At 75.0% G+C, this 21,146-nt stretch carries 19 protein-coding genes; 8 read left to right on the top strand and 11 right to left on the bottom strand.

The annotated features are described in order from the left end of the window. The 4 genes from ACIPSC_RS12695 to ACIPSC_RS12710 form a co-directional block, all read right to left on the bottom strand. On the bottom strand, positions 1 to 648 hold the full coding sequence (locus ACIPSC_RS12695) for a vitamin K epoxide reductase family protein (protein ID WP_400825218.1): 648 nt from the start codon (positions 646 to 648) through the stop codon (positions 1 to 3). Then, the gene (locus tag ACIPSC_RS12700; RefSeq protein WP_400825219.1) at positions 645 to 1,448 is read right to left on the bottom strand and encodes a DsbA family protein; all 804 of its coding nucleotides are present in this window, start codon (positions 1,446 to 1,448) and stop codon (positions 645 to 647) included. Before ACIPSC_RS12700 ends, ACIPSC_RS12695 begins: the two co-directional genes overlap by 4 nt. 140 nt (positions 1,449 to 1,588) lie before the next feature. After that, entirely contained in the window at positions 1,589 to 2,269 is a 681-nt protein-coding gene (locus ACIPSC_RS12705) for a hypothetical protein (RefSeq protein WP_400825221.1), read from the bottom strand. Between the two features lie 150 nt (positions 2,270 to 2,419). Then, positions 2,420 to 2,902 carry an SRPBCC family protein gene (locus ACIPSC_RS12710; protein WP_400825224.1) on the bottom strand — a complete coding sequence of 161 codons (483 nt, stop codon included), beginning with the start codon at positions 2,900 to 2,902 and terminating at the stop codon, positions 2,420 to 2,422. A gap of 175 nt (positions 2,903 to 3,077) precedes the next feature. On the opposite strand from ACIPSC_RS12710, the gene ACIPSC_RS12715 reads away from it, so the two are divergent. Continuing rightward, the gene (locus tag ACIPSC_RS12715) at positions 3,078 to 3,947 is read left to right on the top strand and encodes an Fpg/Nei family DNA glycosylase (protein ID WP_400825226.1); all 870 of its coding nucleotides are present in this window, start codon (positions 3,078 to 3,080) and stop codon (positions 3,945 to 3,947) included. A 54-nt stretch (positions 3,948 to 4,001) separates the two neighbouring features. Here the strand turns inward: ACIPSC_RS12715 and ACIPSC_RS12720 are convergent, their stop codons facing one another. Together ACIPSC_RS12720 and ACIPSC_RS12725 are read right to left on the bottom strand one after the other, a co-directional pair. Further along, on the bottom strand, positions 4,002 to 4,856 hold the full coding sequence (locus ACIPSC_RS12720; protein ID WP_400825228.1) for an SAM-dependent methyltransferase: 855 nt from the start codon (positions 4,854 to 4,856) through the stop codon (positions 4,002 to 4,004). A 213-nt stretch (positions 4,857 to 5,069) separates the two neighbouring features. Beyond that, positions 5,070 to 5,396 (bottom strand): hypothetical protein, encoded by a 327-nt coding sequence (locus ACIPSC_RS12725; protein WP_400825230.1) that lies wholly within the window; start codon positions 5,394 to 5,396, stop codon positions 5,070 to 5,072. A 4-nt stretch (positions 5,397 to 5,400) separates the two neighbouring features. Between ACIPSC_RS12725 and ACIPSC_RS12730 the strand changes: the two genes are divergently transcribed. From ACIPSC_RS12730 to ACIPSC_RS12750, 5 genes are all read left to right on the top strand, one after another. Further along, entirely contained in the window at positions 5,401 to 5,982 is a 582-nt protein-coding gene (locus tag ACIPSC_RS12730) for a polysaccharide deacetylase family protein (protein WP_400825233.1), read from the top strand. Positions 5,983 to 6,142: 160 nt separating this feature from the next. Continuing rightward, complete coding sequence (locus ACIPSC_RS12735) at positions 6,143 to 6,469, top strand: hypothetical protein (RefSeq protein WP_400825235.1); 327 nt, start codon at positions 6,143 to 6,145, stop codon at positions 6,467 to 6,469. A 233-nt stretch (positions 6,470 to 6,702) separates the two neighbouring features. Further along, the gene (locus ACIPSC_RS12740; protein WP_400825236.1) at positions 6,703 to 7,782 is read left to right on the top strand and encodes a class I SAM-dependent methyltransferase; all 1,080 of its coding nucleotides are present in this window, start codon (positions 6,703 to 6,705) and stop codon (positions 7,780 to 7,782) included. A 148-nt stretch (positions 7,783 to 7,930) separates the two neighbouring features. Then, a complete protein-coding gene (locus ACIPSC_RS12745) occupies positions 7,931 to 8,803 on the top strand; it encodes a sulfurtransferase (protein ID WP_400825238.1) in 873 nt (290 codons plus the stop codon). Between the two features lie 177 nt (positions 8,804 to 8,980). Next, positions 8,981 to 10,516, top strand: coding sequence for a M1 family metallopeptidase (locus ACIPSC_RS12750; RefSeq protein WP_400825241.1), 1,536 nt, complete (start codon positions 8,981 to 8,983; stop codon positions 10,514 to 10,516). A gap of 244 nt (positions 10,517 to 10,760) precedes the next feature. On the opposite strand, the gene ACIPSC_RS12755 is transcribed toward ACIPSC_RS12750, so the two are convergent. Together ACIPSC_RS12755 and ACIPSC_RS12760 are read right to left on the bottom strand one after the other, a co-directional pair. Continuing rightward, on the bottom strand, positions 10,761 to 12,131 hold the full coding sequence (locus ACIPSC_RS12755; protein WP_400825244.1) for a condensation domain-containing protein: 1,371 nt from the start codon (positions 12,129 to 12,131) through the stop codon (positions 10,761 to 10,763). A 126-nt stretch (positions 12,132 to 12,257) separates the two neighbouring features. Continuing rightward, complete coding sequence (locus tag ACIPSC_RS12760) at positions 12,258 to 13,214, bottom strand: hypothetical protein (protein ID WP_400825246.1); 957 nt, start codon at positions 13,212 to 13,214, stop codon at positions 12,258 to 12,260. A 152-nt stretch (positions 13,215 to 13,366) separates the two neighbouring features. Here ACIPSC_RS12760 and ACIPSC_RS12765 point away from each other — a divergent pair, with 152 nt between their 5' ends. Next, a complete protein-coding gene (locus ACIPSC_RS12765) occupies positions 13,367 to 13,945 on the top strand; it encodes a hypothetical protein (RefSeq protein ID WP_400825248.1) in 579 nt (192 codons plus the stop codon). A 38-nt stretch (positions 13,946 to 13,983) separates the two neighbouring features. Here ACIPSC_RS12765 and ACIPSC_RS12770 read toward each other — a convergent pair whose 3' ends face one another. The 3 genes from ACIPSC_RS12770 to ACIPSC_RS12780 all read right to left on the bottom strand — a co-directional run bounded on the left by ACIPSC_RS12770 (position 13,984) and on the right by ACIPSC_RS12780 (position 17,552). Continuing rightward, positions 13,984 to 14,796, bottom strand: a complete 813-nt coding sequence (locus ACIPSC_RS12770) for a class I SAM-dependent methyltransferase (protein ID WP_400825250.1) — start codon at positions 14,794 to 14,796, stop codon at positions 13,984 to 13,986. A gap of 113 nt (positions 14,797 to 14,909) precedes the next feature. Further along, positions 14,910 to 16,361 (bottom strand): MFS transporter, encoded by a 1,452-nt coding sequence (locus tag ACIPSC_RS12775; protein ID WP_400825252.1) that lies wholly within the window; start codon positions 16,359 to 16,361, stop codon positions 14,910 to 14,912. Positions 16,362 to 16,526: 165 nt separating this feature from the next. After that, a complete protein-coding gene (locus ACIPSC_RS12780) occupies positions 16,527 to 17,552 on the bottom strand; it encodes a hypothetical protein (RefSeq protein ID WP_400825253.1) in 1,026 nt (341 codons plus the stop codon). Positions 17,553 to 17,973: 421 nt separating this feature from the next. Between ACIPSC_RS12780 and ACIPSC_RS12785 the strand changes: the two genes are divergently transcribed. After that, positions 17,974 to 21,087 (top strand): AfsR/SARP family transcriptional regulator, encoded by a 3,114-nt coding sequence (locus ACIPSC_RS12785; protein WP_400825255.1) that lies wholly within the window; start codon positions 17,974 to 17,976, stop codon positions 21,085 to 21,087. Positions 21,088 to 21,146 lie beyond the last annotated feature (59 nt).

Genomic DNA, 21,146 nt, shown 5'->3' on the forward strand with positions numbered 1-21,146 from the left:
TCAGATCAGCGTGCTCCAGTAGTACCAGAACCGTTTGAGGATCAGCAGCAGGATCACCGCGTACCAGAGGGCGGGAACCACCCAGTGGTAGCGGGCGGCCTCCCGGACGACCGGGCGCAGCCGGCGCCCCACCGGGATCACCCCGGAGCGCAGGTTGTGCAGGGTGGTGTACCAGAACAGGGGGATCATGGCCGCCCAGACCACCATGCAGTACGGGCAGAGCGCGCCGATCCGGTACAGCGCCTGGTACATCAGCCAGGTCACGAAGCCGATCCCGAAGACCGTCCCGGCCTGCAGGCCGAGCCAGAACCAGCGCCGGTAGGAGGCCCCGGCCAGCAGTCCGGCGCCGACCGCGATCACCACGGCGAAGCCGACCAGGCCGAGCAGTGAGTTGGGGAAGCCGAAGGCCTCGGCCTGGTCGCTGCGCATGATCGAGCCGCAGCTGATGATCGGGTTGATGTTGCAGTTGGGGACGTACGACGGGTCCTTGAGCAGCCGGATCTTGTCCAGCGTGAGGACGACCGAGGCGAAGAGCCCGACCGCGCCGCCGATCACCAGCAGCAGGGCGAACGGCCGGCTCGCGCCGTGGCTGCGGGCACGGGGGGCCTCGGGGGAGGCCTCTCGGGAGGCGGGGGAGGCGGTGGTCATCCGGTCACCTGCTTGACCATCGCCGTGAACTGCTCGGGCGTGACGGGAGCGCCGTTGGTGAACACGTCGAGCTTCTGCCCGTCCAGCTTCACCGTCGGGGTGCCGGTGACGCCGCTCTTGTCGAAGGCCTTGTTCACCTGCTCGGCCCAGGGCAGGTAGGTGCCGTCCTGGACGGCCTTGACGAAGCCGTCCGTCTTCAGCCCGGGGACCTGGCCGGCCAGGTCGAGCAGGTGGTTGACGTCGGCGAAGCCGTCCTCTCGCTCGTCCGGCTGGTTGGCGTAGAGGACGTCGTGGAACTGCTTGAACTTGTCCACGCCCTCGTTGAGCGCGGCGCCCGCGGCGGCCAGCGCGGTGCGCGAGCCCTTGCCGCCGAGGCCCTGGTCCAGGAAGGTCGCCAGGTGGTACTCGACCTTGTAGGTGCCGGCGTCCGCCAGCTGCTGGACGGTCTTGCCGGTGGTCGTCTCCAGCCGCTCGCAGTACGGGCAGCGGAAGTCCTCGTAGACCTCCAGCGTGTGCGGGGCGTCGGCCTTGCCGTAGGTGACGACGGTGCCGTCGGCGCCGCTCGCGTTGGCGGGGACGACCAGCGGTCCGCCGGCGCCGCCGGAGCCGGACCCGCCGCCGACCGCGAAGGCGACGCCCGCGGCGAGGGCGAGGACGGCGGCGCTCGCGGCGCCGACGACGGTCCGGCGGCGGATCCGGGCCGAGCGCTCGGTGCGCTCGCGCTCCTCGCGCATCCGCTCGGTGGCGGCGCGGGAGGCGGCGTTCCCGGTGGGGCGGGGGGAGTGGGGCTTCTTGCTCATGGGGGTGTCGTCCTGTGCTCTCGATCGGGTGCTCGGGGCGCGGGGCAGCGGGTGCCCGTCGGCGCGGAGCGGGGCGGGCGCGCAGGGGCGCGCGGCGGGACGACCGGCGGAGAGGCCGCGGATGCGGGGAGCGGGGGTTCTCAGCAGGCCGGTGCGGGCACCGGCGGGCCGCGCCGGACGGCGGGGCTGAGCAGGACGTCCTCGACCGGGACGCGGATCCGACTGGCGCGCGGGAACGGCACCCGGGCCACCGGACGGGCCGGGACGGGCGCGGTGAGCAGGCGCAGCAGCCGGCGGCCGGCCGCGGCGGGGAGACGCCGGGCGAAGTCGGCGAGGATGCCCGCCGACCGGGCCAGGCCGGTCAGGGCGGCGTCGGCGCGGCGCAGCCAGAAGGCCGCCGCCAGCGCGATCGCGGTGTGCAGGGCCAGCAGCACGAGCACCCCGGTGGAGCGTGCGAGGCCGTGGCCCGCCAGCAGGCCGCCGAGCGAGCCGCCGCCGCAGAGCAGCGGTTCGAAGCCGTGGCCGGAGCCCGGCGGGAGGGTGGGACAGGTGCTCTGGGCGAGATCGAACAGCGCGCTCAGCCCGAGCTCCAGCGGCAGGAAGACCGCCGCGATCGCGGGGTAGCCGCGCTCGGAGCCGGCGAGGGCGAAGGCCACCGCGAAGACGGCGGCGCCGGCCACGGCCAGCGTGCCGAGCGGCAGCGGTCGGCCGGTGACCAGTACCTGGCCGAGCCCGGCGAGCAGCACGACCAGCGCGGCGAAGATCGCCGCGCGGAGCGTCCTGGGGGCCGGGTCGGTGGTCACAGCATCCGAGTCTGCCACAGGTTGAATCGTGGACGACCAACCCGGCGGCTCGCTGTGAAGATCCTCACCACCCGCTCTGACCTGCGCTTATGTGGTGCTTACGCGGCCCGCGCGGGAATGGCCCCGGGTGCCGTACGGCGGTCGGGCGGGGGTGTCGGGCCGGGGTGGTCAGGCCGATTCTCCGGCGTCCTCCGGCTCCTCCGGACCCGGGTCGGCGGCCCGCACCCGGGCCTCCACCAGCTCCCGGAAGTGCGCGAGGTCCGCCCGCACGGTCCGCTCGACGGCCCCCGCGAGCGCGAAGCCGCGCGGCCCGCCGAACGCCTCGTGGACCGTCTCCGGGTCGTACTCGACCCGGATCTGCACCCGGGTGTGCTCCCGGTCGAGCGGCAGCAGCGCGAACGCGCCGTGCAGCTGCGGGCCGTCCAGCGTCCGCCAGGCCATCACCCGGCCCCGCCCCCGGTCGGTGATCTCGGCCTCGACCTCCCACCGGACCCCGTCGACCTCCACGGCGAGGTGCGCGAGGTTGCGGCCGTGCGGCTGGGCGCTGCGCACCCCGTCGACGAAGGACGGGTAGTCGTGGACCCGGTGCAACTGCTCCCATGCCGCCAGCACGGGGGCGTCGACGTCGATCTGTTCCTCAAGCGTGCTCATGGCGGGGCCGGACCTCCTCGGACGGCCTGGAGCCGGACGTGTCGCGGCTCCCTCCAGCCTGCGCCCCGGGGCGCGCCCGGGCAATGGGCCGGCGGCCCGGCACCGGCGCCGGCGCCGTTCCCGGCCCCGGCAGGGACGGTGGGCGGAAGCGGCCGGGCTGCGCGAGACTGGGCGCATGCCGGAGCTGCCCGAGGTCGAGGCCCTCACTGCCTTCCTGTCCGAGCGGCTGTCCGGGCGGGAGATCGCCCGGGTGCAGCCGGTGGCGATCAGCGCGCTCAAGACCTACGACCCGCCGGTGACGGCGCTCGAAGGCCGCGTGGTCGGCCCGGTCACCCGGCACGGCAAGTTCCTGGACATCGAGGCCGGCGGCCTGCACCTGGTCGTCCACCTGGCCCGGGCCGGCTGGCTGCGCTGGAAGGACCACCTGCCCGAGGAGCCGCCGCGGCCGAGCGCGAAGAACCCGCTCGCCCTGCGGGTGCGGCTGGCCGGGGAGGCGGGTGACGGATTCGACCTCACCGAGGCCGGGACCAAGAAGGGTCTGGCCGTGTACGTGGTGCAGGACGCGGGGCAGGTGCCCGGCGTCGCCCGGCTCGGTCCGGACCCGCTCGACCCGGGGTTCACCCTCGCCGACTTCGCCGCCCTGCTGGAGGGCGAGCGGCGTCGCCTCAAAGGGGTGCTGCGGGACCAGAGCGTGCTGGCCGGGGTCGGCAACGCCTACTCGGACGAGGTGCTGCACGCGGCGCGGATGTCCCCGTACAAGCTGGCGTCGAGCCTGACCGAGGACGAGACGGCCCGGCTGTACGAGGCGCTGGGCGGCACGCTGCGCGAGGCGGTCGAGCGCTCCCGCGGGCTCGCGGCGGGGGAGCTGAAGGCGGAGAAGAAGCTCGGGCTGCGGGTGCACGGCCGCACCGGGCAGCCGTGCCCGGTCTGCGGGGACACCGTGCGCGAGGTGTCCTTCGCCGACTCCTCGCTGCAGTACTGCCCGACCTGTCAGACCGGCGGCAAGCCGCTGGCCGACCGCCGGCTCTCCCGGCTGCTGAAGTAGCGCGCCGGGCCGCGGACCGAGTCCCCCGCCCGGCCCGCGGGGCACGCCCGGGCCCTACGGCTTCCGGGCGACGGCGCCCCAGTAGTACGCGGCGTGCGGGTCGGCCGGCGGCTCGCCCTCCGGGTGCCAGGCCATCACCGGGGCGACGCCGGGCTCGATGAACTCCCAGCCGTCGAAGAACCGCTCGACCTCCTCGCGGGTGCGCGGCACCAGCGTCATCCCGCCGGCCCGGGCGGCCGCGGTGACCTTGGCGACGCTCTCCGGGTCGAAGTCCTGGGTGGGGTGGGTCAGCGCGAGGAAGCTGCCGGAGGGCAGCGCGTCGCGCAGGGCGGCGACCTTGCCCCACGGGTCGTCCTCGTCCGCGATCAGCATCAGAACGGCGATCATCAACAGGCCGACCGGCCGGTCGAGGTCCAGGGTGGCGGTGAGCGCCGGGTCGCCGAGCAGCTCCTCGGGCTTGCCCAGGTCGGCGTGGATGTAGGTGGTGCGGGCGGCCGGCGAGGAGACCATCAGGGCCCGGGCGTGGGCCAGCACGATCGGGTCGTTGTCCACGTAGACCACACGGGTGCCGGGGCTGACCGACTCGGCGATCTCGTGGGTGTTCGGCGAGGTGGGGATGCCGGTGCCGAGGTCGAGGAACTGGCGGACGCCGTACTCCTGAGCCAGGTGGCGCACGGCGCGCTTCTGGAACGCCCGGTTCTCCCCGGCCATTGCCTTGATGCTGGGGACGGCCTCCTCGATGGCCAGGGCCATGGCGCGGTCCGGCGGGAAGTTGGTCTTGCCGCCGAGCCAGAAGTCGTACACGCGGGCCGAGTGGGGGGTGGTGGTGTCGACGCCGAAGCGCTCCCACCGGCTCGGCTCGGCCTCCTGGTCGGCGGGACCGGCGGGGAAGTCCTGACTCGTCGTCATGGCCACGTCCTCTGGGCGCAGATCATCACATTGGGGATGGTCAGCGTAGCGGTCCGGGTCGGAGCGCGGTCACCGGGCGTGCGGGCGGGCCTGGCCGCTCGGGCGCCCGCGGCTGCCCGGTGTGGGCCGTCGGAGTGACGCTGAGGGCCGTCGGGGTTGCCCGTGGGAGGCGCGGAGCCGGACGGGGGAAGCATCGAAGATGTTGTCTGATCGTCAGATTACTTCGCGCAGGTTGCTGCTGGTCGCGGCCGGAATGTCGCTGTTGGGCGTCGCCGGCTGCCGGGGGGTCCAGGACGGGGACGGGGGTGGAGCGCCGGAGGCCGGGGCCGCGGGCACTCCGGAGACGCCCGGTGCCGCTCCCGGCCCGGCCTCGGGGCCACCGTCGCCGGCCGGTTCACCGCCGGCCGGCTCGTCGCCGGCCGGCTCACCGTCGGCGTCCGCACCCGCGTCCGCCCCGGTGTCGTCCGCCGCCTCGGCGCCGCCCGCCGCGGTGGGCGCGCCGGTGGCGGCGCCGCGGGTGCTGACGGCGGCCGAGTCCAAGCCGGTGTACGAGCTCGACGGCCAGAAGCGGGTGGTCGCGCTCACCATCGACGACGGTCCGGACCCGCGGCACACCCCGACCGTGCTCTCCCTGCTGGAGCAGTACGGGATCCGGGCCACCTTCTTCCTGGTCGGCGAGAACGCCGCCCAGCACCCCGACCTGGTGCGGGAGATCGCCGCCCGGGGCCACCACATCGCGAACCACACGTGGACCCACCCGGACCTTCGGCAGCTCACCGAGGGCAAGGTCCGCGACGAGCTGGAGCGCACCTCGGACCTGCTGCACCGCACGACCGGGAGGCAGCCGACGTGGTTCCGGGCCCCGGGCGGGGACTGGTCCTCGGCGTCGCTCAAGGTGGCCGCCGACCTCGGGATGCGGAACATGGCCTGGTCGGTGGACCCGCGCGACTGGGCCCGGCCGGGCACGGTCGTGATCACCGACCGGGTCCTCAAGGACGTGCGGCCGGGCGCGATCGTGCTCAACCACGACGGCGGCGGGGACCGTTCGCAGACGGTGGCGGCGCTGAAGGCGTACCTGCCGGTGCTGATCGACGAGGGGTACTACTTCACGGCGCCGCCGAACTGACGGTGCGTGAGGGGTGAGTGCGGTGGGTAGCGGGATTCAGGGCTAAACCACTCGAACGAGTGGATTGGAAGAACCGTTTCTGCGGTTTTTGGGCTTCTAGGGTGATCTCGCACCAATTCCACCGGTGCCGCTGAGCACCGCCCCGAAAGGCCCCTCCCCCATGCGTCTCCGCAACGCCACGATCGCCGCCGCCAGCGCGGTCGCCCTCGTCCTCGCCGTGCCCACCTCCGCGACCGCGGCGACCGGTGACTTCCTCTACAAGGTCGGCCCCGGTGTGCCGGCCGGCATCGCCGACCCGGCGAGCGGCGAGTGCATCAACCTGCCGTTCACCACCGAGGACGCGCCCGGCTTCGCTCCGCAGAACCTCACCGGCTCGACGGCCACCGTCTTCCTCGACTTCGATTGCAACGGCGACGTCTTCTACGTGATGAACCCGGGCAAGATCCTCGGTGACCGGCTCAAGCTGCGCTCCGTGGTCTTCTCCTGAGGCGAGCTCAGGAACAATTCCGGCGAAGCGCGGGACAGTTCGGCGATTGGTTGAGACCATTCCGGTGACTCGACACCGGGAGCGGCCTTGCCCTCACCAGTCGCCGGGCTGCCCGCCCGGGTGAGCAGACCGCTGATCCTGCGGCCCCCGGCCTGCGGCGTGCCCGGGCCGGGGCGGCGGCGTAGCGTGACGAGGGGAGGGTTCGTGAAGGTCCCGCCGGCGGAGGAGGCGCGATGTCCGTTCGGGAACCGGACCCGGCGAAACAGGAGGAGTTCGCGGGTCGCACGGTGCAGGTGCTCAACGACGCCTGCCTGGGATTCATGACGAGCATCGGCCATCAGACCGGGCTCTTCGACACCATGGCCGGGCTCGCACCGTCGACCAGCACGGAGATTGCCGACGCCGCCGGGCTGAACGAGCGCTACGTCCGCGAGTGGCTGGGCGGGATGGTCGTCGGCGGCTTCGTCGAGTACGACCCCGACGGGGCCCGCTACCGGCTGCCGCCCGAGCACGCGGCCTCGCTCACCCGGGCCGCAGGCCCCGAGAACATGGCCGGCCTGATGCAGTACCTCGCGCTGATGGGCGAGGTGGAGCAGCAGATCGTCCAGGCGTTCCGCAAGGGCGGCGGCCTGCCGTACTCGGCGTACCCGCGGTTCCAGGCCCTGCAGGCCGAGGAGAGCGCCCGGGTCTACGACATGGCGCTGGTGGACGGGATCGTCCCGCTGGTGCCCGGGCTGGCCGACCGGCTGCGCGCCGGCATCGACGCGCTGGACATCGGCACCGGCGAGGGGCACGCCGTCAACGTCCTGGCCCGGGCCTTCCCGGCCAGCCGGTTCACCGGCGTCGACATCTCGGAGCAGGGCATCGGCGCGGCCAAGGCCGAGGCCGCCCGGCGCGGCATCGACAACGCCCGCTTCGAGGTCGTCGACTCGGCCGGGCTGACCGGCGCCTACGACCTGGTGACGGCCTTCGACGTCATCCACGACCTGGCCCGCCCGGCCGAGACGCTGGCCGCGATCGCGGGCGTGCTGCGGCCCGACGGCGTCTTCCTGATGGGCGACATCGCCGCCAGCAGCCGGCTGGAGGAGAACGTCGACCACCCGCTGGGACCGGCGCTCTACACCTTCTCGACCTTCTACTGCATGACGGTCTCGCTCGGTGAGGGCGGCGCGGGGCTGGGGACGGTCTGGGGCGAGCAGACCGCTCGGCGGATGCTGGCCGAGGCCGGGTTCGGCTCGGTGGACGTCACGCAGGTGGAGGGGGACGTGCTCAACATGTACTACCTGGCGCGGCTGGACGGCTCCGCGGCGTGACCGATGCGGGGCGGCGGTGGCGGCGGCCGGGGGGCCGGTTCGGGGGCCGGCGCCGGAGGCCCGGCCCGGCGTGCCCGCGGGTGGCCCCGTCGGACGGTCGGACGTAGGTTCGAAGGTGTCCGAGCTCCGCGCGCGAAGGAGGGCGGCGATGACCGGCAGCGGCTACGCACACCCCGAGGCCCTGGTCCCCACCGAGTGGCTGGCCCACCACCTGGACGACGGGACGATCCGCGTCGTCGAGGTGGACGAGGACACCACCGCGTACGAGCAGGGACACGTCCCCGGCGCGGTCGGCTGGAACTGGACCACCGACCTGCACAGCCGGGTGGGGCGCGACTACACCGACCGCGACGGCGTGCAGCACCTGCTGCGCGCGGCCGGCGTGGAGGACGACACCACGGTGGTGCTCTACGGCGGCAACAACAACTGGTTCGCGGCCTACGCCTACTGGCTGCTGCGGCTGCGCGGCTTCGAGCCGGTGAAGCTGCTCGACGGCGGCCGGAAGAAGTGGGAGCTGGAGGGCCGCGAGCTCACCGAGGAGGTGATGGACTACCAGCACAGCGCCTACCGGTTGGAGGGGCCGGAGCACCCCGAGGTGCGGGCGCTGCGCGACGAGGTGCTGGCCAAGGCGGAGGTTTTCGCCAAACCCGGCTCGGACGCGGTGCTGGTGGACGTCCGCTCGCCGGCCGAGTTCCGGGGCGAGGCGCTGGCGCCCCCGCACCTCCCGCAGGAGCAGGCGCAGGTGCCGGGGCACATCCCCGGCGCGGTGAACATCCCCTGGTCGCAGGCGGCCAACGACGACGGAACGTTCCGCTCGGCCGACGAGCTGCGGGCGCTGTACGGCGGGCAGGGCGTGGAGTCCGAGCGCGAGGTGATCGCCTACTGCCGGATCGGCGAGCGCTCCGCCCACACCTGGTTCGCCCTGACCGAGCTGCTCGGGTTCCCGCACGTCAAGAACTACGACGGCTCGTGGACGGAGTACGGCTCGCTGGTGCGGGCGCCGGTGGCGCTCGGCGCCTGACGCGGGGCGCGCAGGCCCGGCGCGGGCCGTCGGGGCCCGGCATCGTGTGGCGGGCGGGCGGCCGCGCCATTTCGGCCTGTTTCTTCGCATGAACATTTCAGAAGACAGGAGTGCGCCCGGGCTCACCGGGACAGGGATCGTTGCGACCCACTGACCCAGTGACCCTGGAGGACCACCGTGCGCAAGAGGCTGATCGTCTCTGCTGCCGCCAGCGCTCTCGCTCTGCTGCTCGCCGTCCCCGCCTCCGCCGCCCAGGCCGGACCGGGCGCGGCGGGCATCGGCGACGCCTACTACCCGAACGCCGGCAACGGCGGGTACGACGTCTCGCACTACGACCTGCGCCTCAAGTACCAGCCCGCCACCGACGAGCTGGAGGGCACGGCGACCATCCTGGCCACCGCGACCCAGGACCTCACTCGGTTCAACCTCGACTTCGTGCTCGGGGTGAAGGAGGTCCTGGTCAACGGGCGCACCGCCAAGTTCGCGAGCACCGGTGAGCAGGAGCTGGAGATCACCCCGGCCCGGACGCTCACCCGGGGCAGCGCGGTCACCGTGGTGGTCCGCTACGCCGGCAAGCCCGGCGAGGTGGAGCGCGGCGGCTACTCCGCCTGGCTGCGCACCCCCGACGGCGGCGTCGCGGCGAACGAGCCGGAGGGCTCGGCCTGGTGGTTCCCGAGCAACGACCACCCCACCGACAAGGCCACCTACGATGTCTCCGTCCTGGTGCCCGACGGTACCCAGGCGATCAGCAACGGCCGCCTGGTCGGCCAGAGCTCCAAGGCCGGCTGGACCCGCTACAACTGGCGCGAGACCGACCCGCAGGCGACCTATCTGGCCACCCTGGCGATCGGCAGGTTCGACATCCGCACCGACACCACCCCGAGCGGGCTGCCGGTCACCACCGCCTACAGCAAGGACCTCGGCGACAACGACGGCGCGGCGCGGGCCAGCGTCGAGCGCACCGGCGAGCTGGTGGACTGGCTCAGCGAGTACTTCGGCCCGTACCCGTTCAAGTCGGCCGGCGGCTACGTGCCCAACGTGCCCACCCGCTACGCCCTGGAGACGCAGACCCGGGTCTTCTACAGCCCGGCCCAGTTCGCCGGCGGCTCCAACACCTCGGTGGTGGTCCACGAGCTCGCCCACCAGTGGTACGGCGACAGCGTCTCCGTCCAGCGCTGGAGCGACATCTGGCTCAACGAGGGCTTCGCCCGCTACTCGCAGTGGCTCTGGTCCGAGCACGAGAACGAGGGCACGGCGCAGGAGCTCGCCGACTACGTCTACTCCTCCTACCCGGCCGGCGACGCCTTCTGGACCGTCAAGCCGGGCGACCCGGGCGCGGACCACCAGTTCGCTGGCGCCGTCTACGACCGGGGCGCGGTGGCCGTGCAGGCGCTGCGCAACGCCGTCGGCGACGAGAAGTTCTTCCGGATCCTCAAGGGCTGGCCGGCCGAACGCCGCTTCGGCAACGCCACCATCCAGCAGTTCCAGGCGTACGCCGAGCGGATCTCCGGCAAGCCGCTCGCGGATCTGTTCCAGACCTGGCTGTTCACGCCCGCGAAGCCGCCCGTCTCCTCCGCGGGCGTCCCGGCGGCCGTCGCGGCCGGGGCGCCGGGTGCGGCGGGCCTGGCGCCTGGCGCCGGGGAGCAGCCGCGCGAGCCGAAGTCGTGGAAGAAGATCCAGGAGACCAACTCGGTGCACGAGCACGGGCACTGACCGGGTGACGGGTGCGGGGCGCCCCGCCCCGCATGCCCAGGGCTCGGACAGGCCTAGGGCGTGTCTGACAATTCCCGCCGGGCGTGCGACGCCGGGGCACGCACCTCGCGGCGTTGTCGTCGGTCGCCGATGGCCCCCAGCCTTCGGCCGGGAGGTGCCCCCACCGCATGGACTCCCTCCTCCGCCTTGCGATGCACGCACCCCGACGCCGCACGCTGATCCGACGCGAATTGTCAGACACGCCCTAGAAGGAGCGGGCCTCGGTGACGATCAGGTCCTCGATCCCGTAGAGGAAGCGCTCCATCGCGGTCCGGGGCAGCACCGAGCCGTCGGCGGTGAGCGCCAGCCGCAGCGCGTCCGCGGTCCGCAGGGCGTCCAGGGCGTAGGTGAGCCCGGGGCGTGGCTCGAACTCCCGGGGCCAGTCGAGGGTGGTCCGGGTGAGCGCCTCGGCCAGGGTCTCGCCGGCGGCCGCGTCCCCGGTGGGGGCGGCCTGGGCTGTCGGGAGCAGGTCGCGGGTGTCGTTGACGATGCACGAGCGGTCGGCGAGCGGGCCGTGCTCGGCGGTCAGCCGGGCGATCTCCTCGTCCAGCAGGCGCTTGTCGAAGTAGGCGTAGCGGTAGGTGGCGATGGTGGCGGCGTGCGTCCGCCGGACCAGTGCGCCGAACTCCTCCCCGGCGTCGGGGAGGTGGAGCAGGCCGTCGCCGGCCACCACGCTCACCGCGTGGGTGAGGCCGGGCAGGAAGCGGTTGTCGACGATGACCTGGAGGACGGCGTCCGACGACCCGGACAGGCGTGCCGTCATCGCCGCGACCGCGGCGAGCAGGACGGAGGAGCCGCTCACCCGGTGGCCGGCCGCGACGAGGTCGACGGCGCGCAGCAGCGCCGGCGAGTCGAGCACGGCGTTCGGGAAGGGCAGCGCCGCGTCGTCCGGGGCCGGCGGGAAGAGCCGCGGCGGGCCCGAGCGCAGCTTGCGCACCGCGTGCGCGCGGGCGTTGGCGTCGCGCTTCAGACCGCGCGGGGAGGTCTGGAACGCGGCCTCCTCCAGTGGCTGCTGGGTCGGCCGGCGGTCGCGGATCGCGGCCGGCGGCACACCCAGCGAGAGCTCGGTGAGGTCCGCCACCAGCAGGCCCATCCCGGCGCCGTCCACCGCGGTGTGGGAGAGCACGAGGGAGATGTGCAGGACGGCGCCGTCCTGCTCGACCAGGCCGACCCGGATCGGCCACTCCCGGGCGCAGTCGAACGGCAGCGCCGCCAGCTCGTCGTGCAGTACGGCGCCGGCCGCGGCCGCCCCGTCGGCGCCGCCGTCCGCGTGGCGCAGGTGCACCGCCAGCCGGCCCGCCGGGTCGACGGTCTGCCGCAGCCGGCCGTCCGCGTCCGGGTGGAGCCGGGTGTGCAGGGAGTCGTGCAGGTGGAGCAGGTGCTCCAGGGCGCCGAGCACCACCGGGAGCGGCAGGCCCGGCTCCAGCGGGGCGGCGGTGGTGATGTTGTAGCGCGGCGCGTCGGTGGGGGCGAGCCGGTGGACGGCGTCCCAGACGGCCTGCTGGCCCCAGGTGGCCGGCCCGGTGCCGGACCGGCCGGACGAGAAGGTGATCTCCAGCTGCTGACTCGTGGTCACGTGTGCTCTCCGATGTGCGGTTCTGGGCGCGTTCGGTGCCGGTGCGTGGGGAGCGCAGGTGTCGTCGGGGAAGAGTCTGGCGCACCACCCGCCCGGGCGTCGAGAGCGTTGCCGGCCCGCCCGCGGTCAGAGCCAGCCGCGCTCCTTCGCGCGCAGCGCGGCCTGGAACCGGGTGGCGGCGCCGAGCCGGCCCATCAGCTCGGCCACGTGGGCCCGGTACTTGCGCAGCGACATGTTCAGCGCCCGGGCCGCGTTCTCGTCCTTGTCCTCCTCGGCGAGCGTGCGCAGGACCTGTGCCTCGGTCGCGCTGAGGCCGAGCCCGTCGAGGTCGGCGGCGCGCGCCCACATCCGCTCGAACAGGTCGACGAGCATCGACACGATCCCGGGCTGGCGGATCATCAGGGCCGCCGTCTGGTCCGGCTCCAGCCGGACGAACGCCACCCGGCGGTCGACGACCAGCAGCGGGGAGAACGACTCCGCCGTCACCCGGTGCAGGTCGCCGAGCCCGTGCCAGTGCCGGGCGTAGGCCAGCTGGTCGGGCAGGTCCAGGGCCGCCGTGCCGACCAGCGTCCGGCTGACCATGCCGCCGGCCAGCAGCCGGCGGTAACGGCGCTCCCAGCCCTCCTCGTTCACGGGGCTGCGCGGCAGGAGCTTGGCGTTCATCGTCTCGGTGCGGTCGATCATCGCATTGACCAGCCGGTTCACCTCCAGACCGTTCTCGATGCGCTCGACGAGCTCGACCGGCCTCCCGCGGCGCGCCTCCTCGGCCAGGTCGCGCACGACGTCGAAGGCCGCGTCGATCCGGGCCAGTTCGCGGGTGGTGTGCTCCACCCGGCGGCGGACCAGCAGGTCGACGGCGGCCACCGGCGGCAGCGGGAGGCCGTCGGCGTCGACCACGCCCAGTGCCTGCAGCTCGGCCAGCGCCGCGCGCAGCACCTGCGCCGGCAGGCCGAGTTCGGCCGCCGCCGTGGGGGAGGCTGCGCCCGGTGTGCGCAACAGGTAGCGGTAGAGGCGTTCCTGGCTGTGCGTCAGCCCGAGGTGCTCCAGGCTCATCGATCCCCCGATCCGTGCAGTTTCCTGCACGGAGTCTTGCACCTTCTCCCCCTGCCGGGCGGCCCTGCGGGACCGCGACGATGGGGGACGGCACGCCGGGCCGGACGCCGTCCGGGCCCGTTGCCGGACAGCGCCGGGTCGCTCCGACCCCGAACGTACGTACAGCAGAGGAAGCACCGCCCATGGGTTACATCCGCAGCTTCGTCCCGTGGATCGCCGTCGCCGTGCTCACCGGCACGGTCGACATCCGCTGGGCCGCCCTCACCGGCCTCGTCCTGGCCGTCGGCCTCGTCGTGGTCCAGCGCCGGGCGGGCCGCGGCTGGGACGCCCAGGTGATCGAGGTCAGTGCCGTCGTCTACCTCGCCGGCTTCACCGCCGCGGCCGTCCTCGCGCCGCACTCCGCGGCCGTGGCCCACTACGGGTCGGCGCTCTCCTCCCTCTGGCTCGCCGCCACCGCCTGGGGATCGCTCGCCGTCGGCCGTCCGTTCACGCTCGGCATCGCCCGCACCCAGGTGCCCGAGCAGCTGTGGCGCAGTCCGCTGTTCCTCCAGGTCAACCGGACCATCACGGCCGTGTGGGCGGTCGCCTTCACGCTCTCCGGCGCCGGCGCCGCGCTGCTGCGCCACTACCGGCCGGACGACTCCTCGGCCCGGACGCTGCTGACGATCGCCGCGTTCGTCCTCCCGGTGATGTTCACCATGCGCTACCCCGAGATCGCCCGCACCCGCCACGCGGCCGGCCGCGGAGCCGCCGCGAAGTGACCCGCCCGGCGGGGGGGATTCAGCCCCGGTCGGCAGCCTCAGCCCCGGTCGGCCGTGACCAGGTGGTAGTCGATCAGGCCGTCCTTCCAGGCCGTCAGGAAGTGGCGGGTCCAGTGGCCGGGCGGGACGGTGTCCTCCAGGTAGCGGTCGAGGCCGGGCCAGACGTCGGCGCCGATGGATTCGGCGGTGACGCCGGTGAACCCGGCCGCGGCGAGGTCGGCGGTGAAGGGGCCGAGCGGGTGGGCGACGTCCAGGCCGTCGGCGAAGCTGCCGAGCAGGATGGCCAGCCGCTCGGCGGCGTCGGGGCCCTCGGCGGTGAAGAAGGTGGTGACGACCAGGCGGCCGCCCGGGCGCAGGACCCGGGCGGCTTCGTGGGCGAAGCCGGTGAGTTCGCGGAAGTGCTGGGCCGCCTCGACGGAGTGGAGGCCGTCGAGGGCGGCGTCGGGGAAGGGGAGTTCGTCGGCGGCGCCGAGGGCGTAGGCGAGCCGGTCGGGGTAGGTGGCCAGGGCCTTGGCGTTGACGGCCCGGGCGCGCTCGATCTGGTCCGGGTGGATGTCCACGCCGGTCACCGCGGCGAAGCGGAACTCCCGCAGCGCCAGGGCGGCGCCGAGCCCGCGGCCGCAGCCGACCTCGGCCAGTCGCAGCCGTTCGTGGGGCTCCGGGAAGCTCCGCAGCACCCGCCGGTAGAGCTGCTCCTGGCTGTGCACCCGGTCCTCGGGGCCGGGCGAGGTGAGGTCGATGCCGCTCCAGTCGCCGAAGTTGATGAAACCGCCGGCGAAGCTGGCCGCCTTGGACAGGTCGTCCACGCCGTAGGTGCGGCGCACGGCTGCGGGAATGCGGTCCTGGTTCATGGGCTGCTCGGCTTCCTCGTCGGTCGGTGCCCGGCCCCCGGGCGATGACGTACGTACCCAAACCGGTGCGCGTCCGAACACGTCCTGTGACGGGTGGGGTGCGAGCGGCGGGGTCAGCCGGCCGACCGGGCCGGTGGTGTCGGGGTTCCGGGGGTTCCGGGGGTGCGGGGGGTGTGCGGGGTGCGCGCGGTGCGCGAGGTGCGGGCCACGACGAGGAGGAAGAGTCCGCAGACCGCCACGAGCAGCCAGCCGGGGCGGGAGGCCCGGGCGAGGTCGGCCGGATCGGTGCCGGCGACCAGGGCGCCGGCGACGGCGATCCCGACCGCCGAGCCGAGCTGGCGCGCGGTCGAGGTGATCGCCCCGGCCACGCCCGCACGGGACGGCGGGAGGCCGCCGACCGCGGTGTTGGTGATCGGCGCGTTGGCGAAGCCGAAGCCGACGCCGATCAGCAGCAGGGCGAGCACCAGCAGCGGGGTGGCGGTGTCCGGGCCGAGGACGGCGAGGCCGAGCCCGCCCGCGGTGGTGAAGGCGCCGGCGAGCAGCAGCGGCAGCCTGGGGCCGTGCCGCCCCACCAGGGTGCCGGACCACGGGGCGCAGACGGTGGCCCCGAGGGCCATCGGCAGGGTGGCCAGGCCGGTGGCGAGGGGCGTCCAGCCGCGGGCGTGCTGGAGGTAGAGGGTGTTGAGCAGCAGGGCCGCGCTCAGCGCCGTGAACACGGCCACCGCGCCGAGCGCGGCTGCGGCGAACGGCGGCCGCCGGAACAGCCCGAGGTCCATCAGGGGTTCGTCGCGGCGCAGTTCGACCCGGACGAACCCGGCCGTCGCCAGTGCCGCGAGGGCGTAGCCGGCCACCGCCCAGGGCGAGGCCCACCCGAGCCGCGGGCCCTCGATGAGCAGGCCGACGACGGTGCACAGGGCCACGGTGAGGAGCGCCTGCCCGGGCAGGTCGAGCCGCCGGGAGCGCTGGCCGTGGGACTCCGGCACGTACAGCGCGACCAGCACGAGGGCGGCGACGACGACCGGGGCGTTGATCCAGAACACCGACCGCCAGCCGAGCGCCGCGATCAGCGCGCCGCCGGTGACCGGGCCGGCCGCCAGGCTCAGCCCGAACACCGAGGCCCAGATGCCGATCGCCCGGGCCCGCTCCTTGGGGTCGGGCAGCGCGGCCACCACGATCGCCAGGGCCACCGGGCTCAGCATCGAGGCCCCGATGCCCTGGACGGCCCGGGCCGCGACCAGGACGCCGAGCGACGGGGCGACCGCGCAGACCAGGGACGCGGCGCCGAAGACCAGCAGCCCGCACCGGAACACCCGGCGCCGCCCGAAGCGGTCGGCCAGCGCGCCGGAGACGATCAGCAGGCTGGCCAGGACCACCGTGTAGGCGTCCACGACCCACTCCAGGCCGCGGGTGCCGGTGCCCAGGCCCGCCCCGATCGCGGGCAGGCCGACGTTGACGATGGTGGTGTCCAGGCCCACCAGGAACATGCTGAGTGCGCAGACGGCCAGCACCGTCCAGCGCCGGCGTGCGTCCGATGCCGGTGGCGCAGCCGCGATCGTCGTGGTCAAGGGTGGTCCTCCGGTCCGTGACGGGGTGTCGCCCCATGCTCGGACGGTCCGGCGGCGTGGGCCCAGAAAGTTTGCCGCGGCAGCAAATCGGCTTCCTGGAACCGGGACCTCACGCGCCGCCGGCCACCGCGCCCGGCCGGGGCGGTCGGTCCGGCGGCCGGGCGGTCAGCAGAGGGCGTCCCAGTGGTGCAGGGCGGCGAAGGCGGCGGTGCGCTGGGCGGCCGTGGTGCTCCCGGGGGCGGCGGTCAGCAGGTAGTCGGCGACCGGGGTGAGCAGCACGGTGGCGTCGGGAGTGGGCAGCAGCTGCGCCTCGTCCCAGTCGTGGCGGATGACCGTGCGCCGCAGCAGGCTGCCGTGCCGGGCGAGTCCGCGGGGGGCGACGGCGGCCTCCGCGCGGCGGCGGTGCTCGGGGGCCAGCTCGGCCTCCAGGGCGGCGCGGACCGGGGCGAGCCGGCCGAGCGGGGTGTGGGCGGCGGCGAGGTCCAGCAGCGCGGCGGCCTCGGGGGCGACGCGGTAGGCGGCGATGACGGCGGCGGTCTCGTCCGGCTCGAAGGGCTGCCCGGCGAGCGCGGCGACGTCGACCACGTCGTCCGGGCGGAACGCCCGGGTGAGGCCCTCCTCGGCGAGCGCGATCAGGCACTCGACGTGGTCGTCGGCGACCAGGTACGGGCGGACCGGTACGCCGGCGCCGTCGCCGGCCAGCGCGGCGGTGACCAGGCGGACCCGGTACCACGGGTCGACCAGCGGGTCGTCGGCGGGCCACTGGACGGTGACGGCGGTGTGGTGCGGGCGGTCGCCGAGCAGGGTGACCTCGATCCGCTCCACGGGGTGCTCGGTGACCAGCCGGATCACCGCCTGCCAGAGCGCGGCCTCGCCGGGGGCGACGAGGTCGAGGTCGTTCTGCGGGCGGAGCAGGCCGGGCGGGTAGTACCCGGCGAGCGGCAGCCCGCGGATGGCGCGGATGCCGGTGGCGCGGGCGAGGTCGCGGGCGAGCCGGGCGTAGTGGTCGGCGCGGGCGCGGGCGCGGCGGAGCTCGGCGCGGGCGGGCTCGCCCATCCGGACGTCGTCGCGGGCGAGGGAGGAGAGCACCAGGTAGGGCAGGCGGCGGCTGGCGCGGGCGCGGCGGAGCAGTTCGGCCGGCCCGTCGGCCGGGTCGACGTCGAGCAGGTGGTACAGCAGTGCGGTGTTCACGGACGTCCGCCTCCGAAGATCTCGTCATGGCCCGATGCCACCGGCGGCCGACGGCGGGGCGGGCGGATCCGGGGCGCGGGCCCCCGGCCGTCAGGGCGGCGGCCGGGGCGGGGTGTGCCGACCCGCGGCGCAGCAGCCTTGGGCGGTGGGGGAGTTCGGGGCGCGGAGGTTCTCCCCGCGCCGGGGGTCAGGGCGGTGCCGGGGCCGGGCCGGACCGTCCCCGGCGGCCCCCGGCACGGTTCGATTCTGCCGGGTGGGGTTCAACGTCCGGTCACCGCACGCTCAACGGTGTCTCGACACCGGGCGTGACGCTGTGATTAATAGGTGGCACAAATGTGACGTGTGCACGAGCGGGGCGGGCACAGTCCGGGGTGGCTGGGGGCTGGATTTGGGCGATCTCCGTTTTTCGTTACTCGGTCTGATGCGCGCTCACCGCGGCGCGGCGGTGCTCAAGGTGGGCAGTCCGCAGCAGCAGGCCATGCTGGCCGTGCTGCTGTTGCGGCCCGGGCATGCGGCGAGTGCCACCGATCTGATCGCCGCGCTGTGGGGCGAGGAGCCGCCGAACGCGGCGATGACCACCGTGCGCACCTACGCCTGGCGTTGGCGCAAGATCCTCGACGAGGGCACCGAGGGCGGTGCCGGCGGGGAGGACCGGGCCGCGCCGAGCGTGCTGGTCTCGATGGGCGACGGCTACCGGCTGCTGCTGCCGAAGCTCGCGGTGGACGCGGCGCAGGCCGAGTCGCTGGCCGCCGAGGCCGAGCGGACCGCGGCGGCCGGGCAGCCGCTGCGCGCCCGCGACCTGCTCAACCAGGCCCTCGACCTCTGGCAGGGCGAGCCGCTGGCGGGCATCCCGGGGCCGTTCGCGGAGCGGCACCGGCAGCGGTTGGAGGAGCTGCGGCTGACCCTCCTGGAGGAGCGGATCGGCCTGGACCTCGGGCTCGGCCGGTACTCGCGCTGCATCCCCGAGCTGACCGCGCTCACCACCGAGCACCCGCTGCACGAGCGGGCGTACGGGCTGCTGATGCGCGCGCTCTACCAGGCCGGACGGCAGGCGGACGCGCTGGCGGTGTTCCGCGGCGTGCGGCAGCTGTTCCTGGCCGAGCTGGGCGTCGGGCCGGGCGCCGAACTGGAGCTGCTGCACCGGCGGATCCTGGAGGGCGACCCGTCGCTGGCCGCGCCCGAGCAGGTGCGCGCCGAGTCCGCGGCGGCGCGGAGCGCGGGGCCGCAGGCGCCCGCCACCGAGGCGGAGGGGCCGGCGGAGGCCGCGGCGGAGCCGGAGGGGGCCGGCCGGGCAGCCCGGCCGGCCGCCGTGCCCAGACCCGCCCAACTCCCGCCCGATGCGGCGGACTTCACCGGCCGGACGGTGACCGTCCGGGTGCTGGACGAGGCGCTCGGCACGCCCTCGGCGCAGGCCCTGGTGGTGGCCACCGTGGTCGGCATGGGCGGCGTCGGCAAGACGGCGCTGGCCCTGCACGTCGCGCACCGCGTCCGGGACGCCTACCCGGACGGTCAGTTGTACGTGGACCTGCGCGGCTCGGACCCCGTCCCGGCCGATCCGGAGGCGGTGCTGAGCGGGTTCCTGGTGGCGCTCGGTGTGGCCGCGGACGCGGTGCCGGACGGGCTGGACGCCCGCTCCGCGCTGTTCCGCTCGGTGGTGGACGGGCGGCGGCTGCTGATCGTCCTCGACAACGCCAAGGACGCCGCACAGATCCGGCCGCTGCTGCCGGGCGCGGTGGGCTGCGCGGTGCTGACCACCGGCCGCACCCGGCCGGCCGGGCTGCCCGCAACCGTCCAGGTCGACCTGGACGTCTTCCAGCCCGACGAGGCGCTGGACCTGCTCGGCCGCACCATCGGGGCGGAGCGGCTGGCCGCCGAGCCCGAGGCGGCGCTGGAGCTGGTGGTGGCCTGCGGGCACCTGCCGCTGGCGGTGCGGATCGTGGCCGCCCGGCTGGCGGCCCGGCCGGGCTGGACGGTGGCGACGCTCAGCCGCCGCCTGCAGGTGGAGCGGCGGCGGATCGACGAGCTGCGGATCGGCGATCTCGCGGTGGCCGCGGCCTTCGAACTGAGCTACCGCCAGCTGACCGCCGACCAGGCCAGGGCCTTCCGGCTGGTCGCCTCGGTGGACGGGCCGGACATCGGCCTGCCTGCCGCCGCCGCGCTGCTCGACCTCGACGAGTACGACGCGGAGGACCTGTTGGAGGCGCTGGTGGACGTGGCGATGGTGGAGTCGCCGTTCCCGGGCCGCTACCGCTACCACGACCTGCTGCGGGCGTTCGCGCGGCGGCGGCCGGCCGAGGGGGCCGGTCCGGCGGACGGCGAGGCGGAGGCGCCGGCCGCCCGGGACCGGCTGCTGGACCACCTGCTGGCCACCGCGTGCACCGCGTTCCAGCACGCCGTGCCGGGCGACCCGGCGGCCGGGGCGCTCGGGCCGGCCCGGTCGGCGGGTGTGCCGCTGGCCGGCCGGGAGGCGGCGCGCGAGTGGGCGGCGGCGGAGGGCGCGGGTGCGGTGGCGCTCGCGGCCCAGGTCGCGGCGCTCGCCGGTGGCCCGCCGGCGGCAGCTCCGCCGGCCGGGGCCGGGCAGGCCGGCGCAGCGGCGCCGGAGCAGGCCGGGCCGGGCGGCGCCGACGGGCGGGCACTGCGGGCGGCGATCGACCTGCTGATCGCGCTCACCCCGTTCGTGCTCACCCCGCCGAGCCGTCAACTGGCCGCCACGGTCGAGGCGCTGGCCGCGGCGGCGGCCGGGAACCAGGACGCGCGCGCCGAGGGGCGGGCGCACTTCCTGCGCGGCAACGTCGCGCTGGCCGCGACCCGGCTGGACGCCGCCGAGGCGGCCTCCCGGCAGGCGGCCGAACGGGCGCGGGCCGCGGGGGACACCGTGATCCTGCGGCAGGCGCTCAACGACCTGGGCCTGATCTGCCAGTTCCTCAGCCGCTTCGACGAGGCCGTGGACCACTACGACGAGGCGCTGCTGCTGGCCAACCGGCTGGGGCACCGGTCGGGTGCGCTGGTGACGACGGTGAACGCCGCGCTGGCCAGGGTCCGCAGCGGCCGGGCGGATGAGGCGGTGGCGATCTGCCACGAGGTGCTGGCCGAGCTGCGCACCCGGCAGGACGATCCGGGCCGGGCGTACACGCTGTACGTCCTGGGGCTGGCGCTGCACGGGCTGGGCCGGCACGAGGAGGCGGTCACCTGGTTCGGCGAGTGCCTGGCGGTGGCGGTGGCGGCCGGCCTGCGGGACCGGGCCGCGCACGCCCGCTACCGGCTGGCGGACAGTCTGCGCTCGCTCGGGCGGGCGGAGGAGGCGCTGGAGCAGGCGGGGCAGGCGCTGGAGCTCTGCGAGGAGCTGGGGGCGGAGCGGGACCAGGCGCAGGCGCTGGTGGTGCTGGGCCGCTCGCTGGCCGAGCTCGGGCGCGGGGCCGAGGCGGGGGCGCGGTTGCGGCAGGCGTTCGAGATCTTCCGCCGGCTGGGGCTGCCCGAGGCGGCCGAGGTGGCCGGGCTGCTGCGGGAGCCGGCGTTCGCGCTGGCCGATCCGTAGCGGCCGCACTGCTGGAGGGCGGACTGCGGACGGCGGACCGGGACGGGACGGACCTCGAC

The organism is Kitasatospora sp. NPDC090091, from assembly GCF_044747365.1.
GTDB lineage: Bacteria > Actinomycetota > Actinomycetes > Streptomycetales > Streptomycetaceae > Kitasatospora.

Coding starts and splice junctions, on each gene's coding strand:
- ACIPSC_RS12695 (WP_400825218.1), bottom strand. CDS start 648: ATGACCACCGCCTCCCCCGCCTCCCGAGAGGCCTCCCCCGAGGCCCCC.
- ACIPSC_RS12700 (WP_400825219.1), bottom strand. CDS start 1,448: ATGAGCAAGAAGCCCCACTCCCCCCGCCCCACCGGGAACGCCGCCTCC.
- ACIPSC_RS12710 (WP_400825224.1), bottom strand. CDS start 2,902: ATGAGCACGCTTGAGGAACAGATCGACGTCGACGCCCCCGTGCTGGCG.
- ACIPSC_RS12715 (WP_400825226.1), top strand. CDS start 3,078: ATGCCGGAGCTGCCCGAGGTCGAGGCCCTCACTGCCTTCCTGTCCGAG.
- ACIPSC_RS12720 (WP_400825228.1), bottom strand. CDS start 4,856: ATGACGACGAGTCAGGACTTCCCCGCCGGTCCCGCCGACCAGGAGGCC.
- ACIPSC_RS12735 (WP_400825235.1), top strand. CDS start 6,143: ATGCGTCTCCGCAACGCCACGATCGCCGCCGCCAGCGCGGTCGCCCTC.
- ACIPSC_RS12740 (WP_400825236.1), top strand. CDS start 6,703: ATGTCCGTTCGGGAACCGGACCCGGCGAAACAGGAGGAGTTCGCGGGT.
- ACIPSC_RS12745 (WP_400825238.1), top strand. CDS start 7,931: ATGACCGGCAGCGGCTACGCACACCCCGAGGCCCTGGTCCCCACCGAG.
- ACIPSC_RS12765 (WP_400825248.1), top strand. CDS start 13,367: ATGGGTTACATCCGCAGCTTCGTCCCGTGGATCGCCGTCGCCGTGCTC.
- ACIPSC_RS12770 (WP_400825250.1), bottom strand. CDS start 14,796: ATGAACCAGGACCGCATTCCCGCAGCCGTGCGCCGCACCTACGGCGTG.
- ACIPSC_RS12785 (WP_400825255.1), top strand. CDS start 17,974: ATGCGCGCTCACCGCGGCGCGGCGGTGCTCAAGGTGGGCAGTCCGCAG.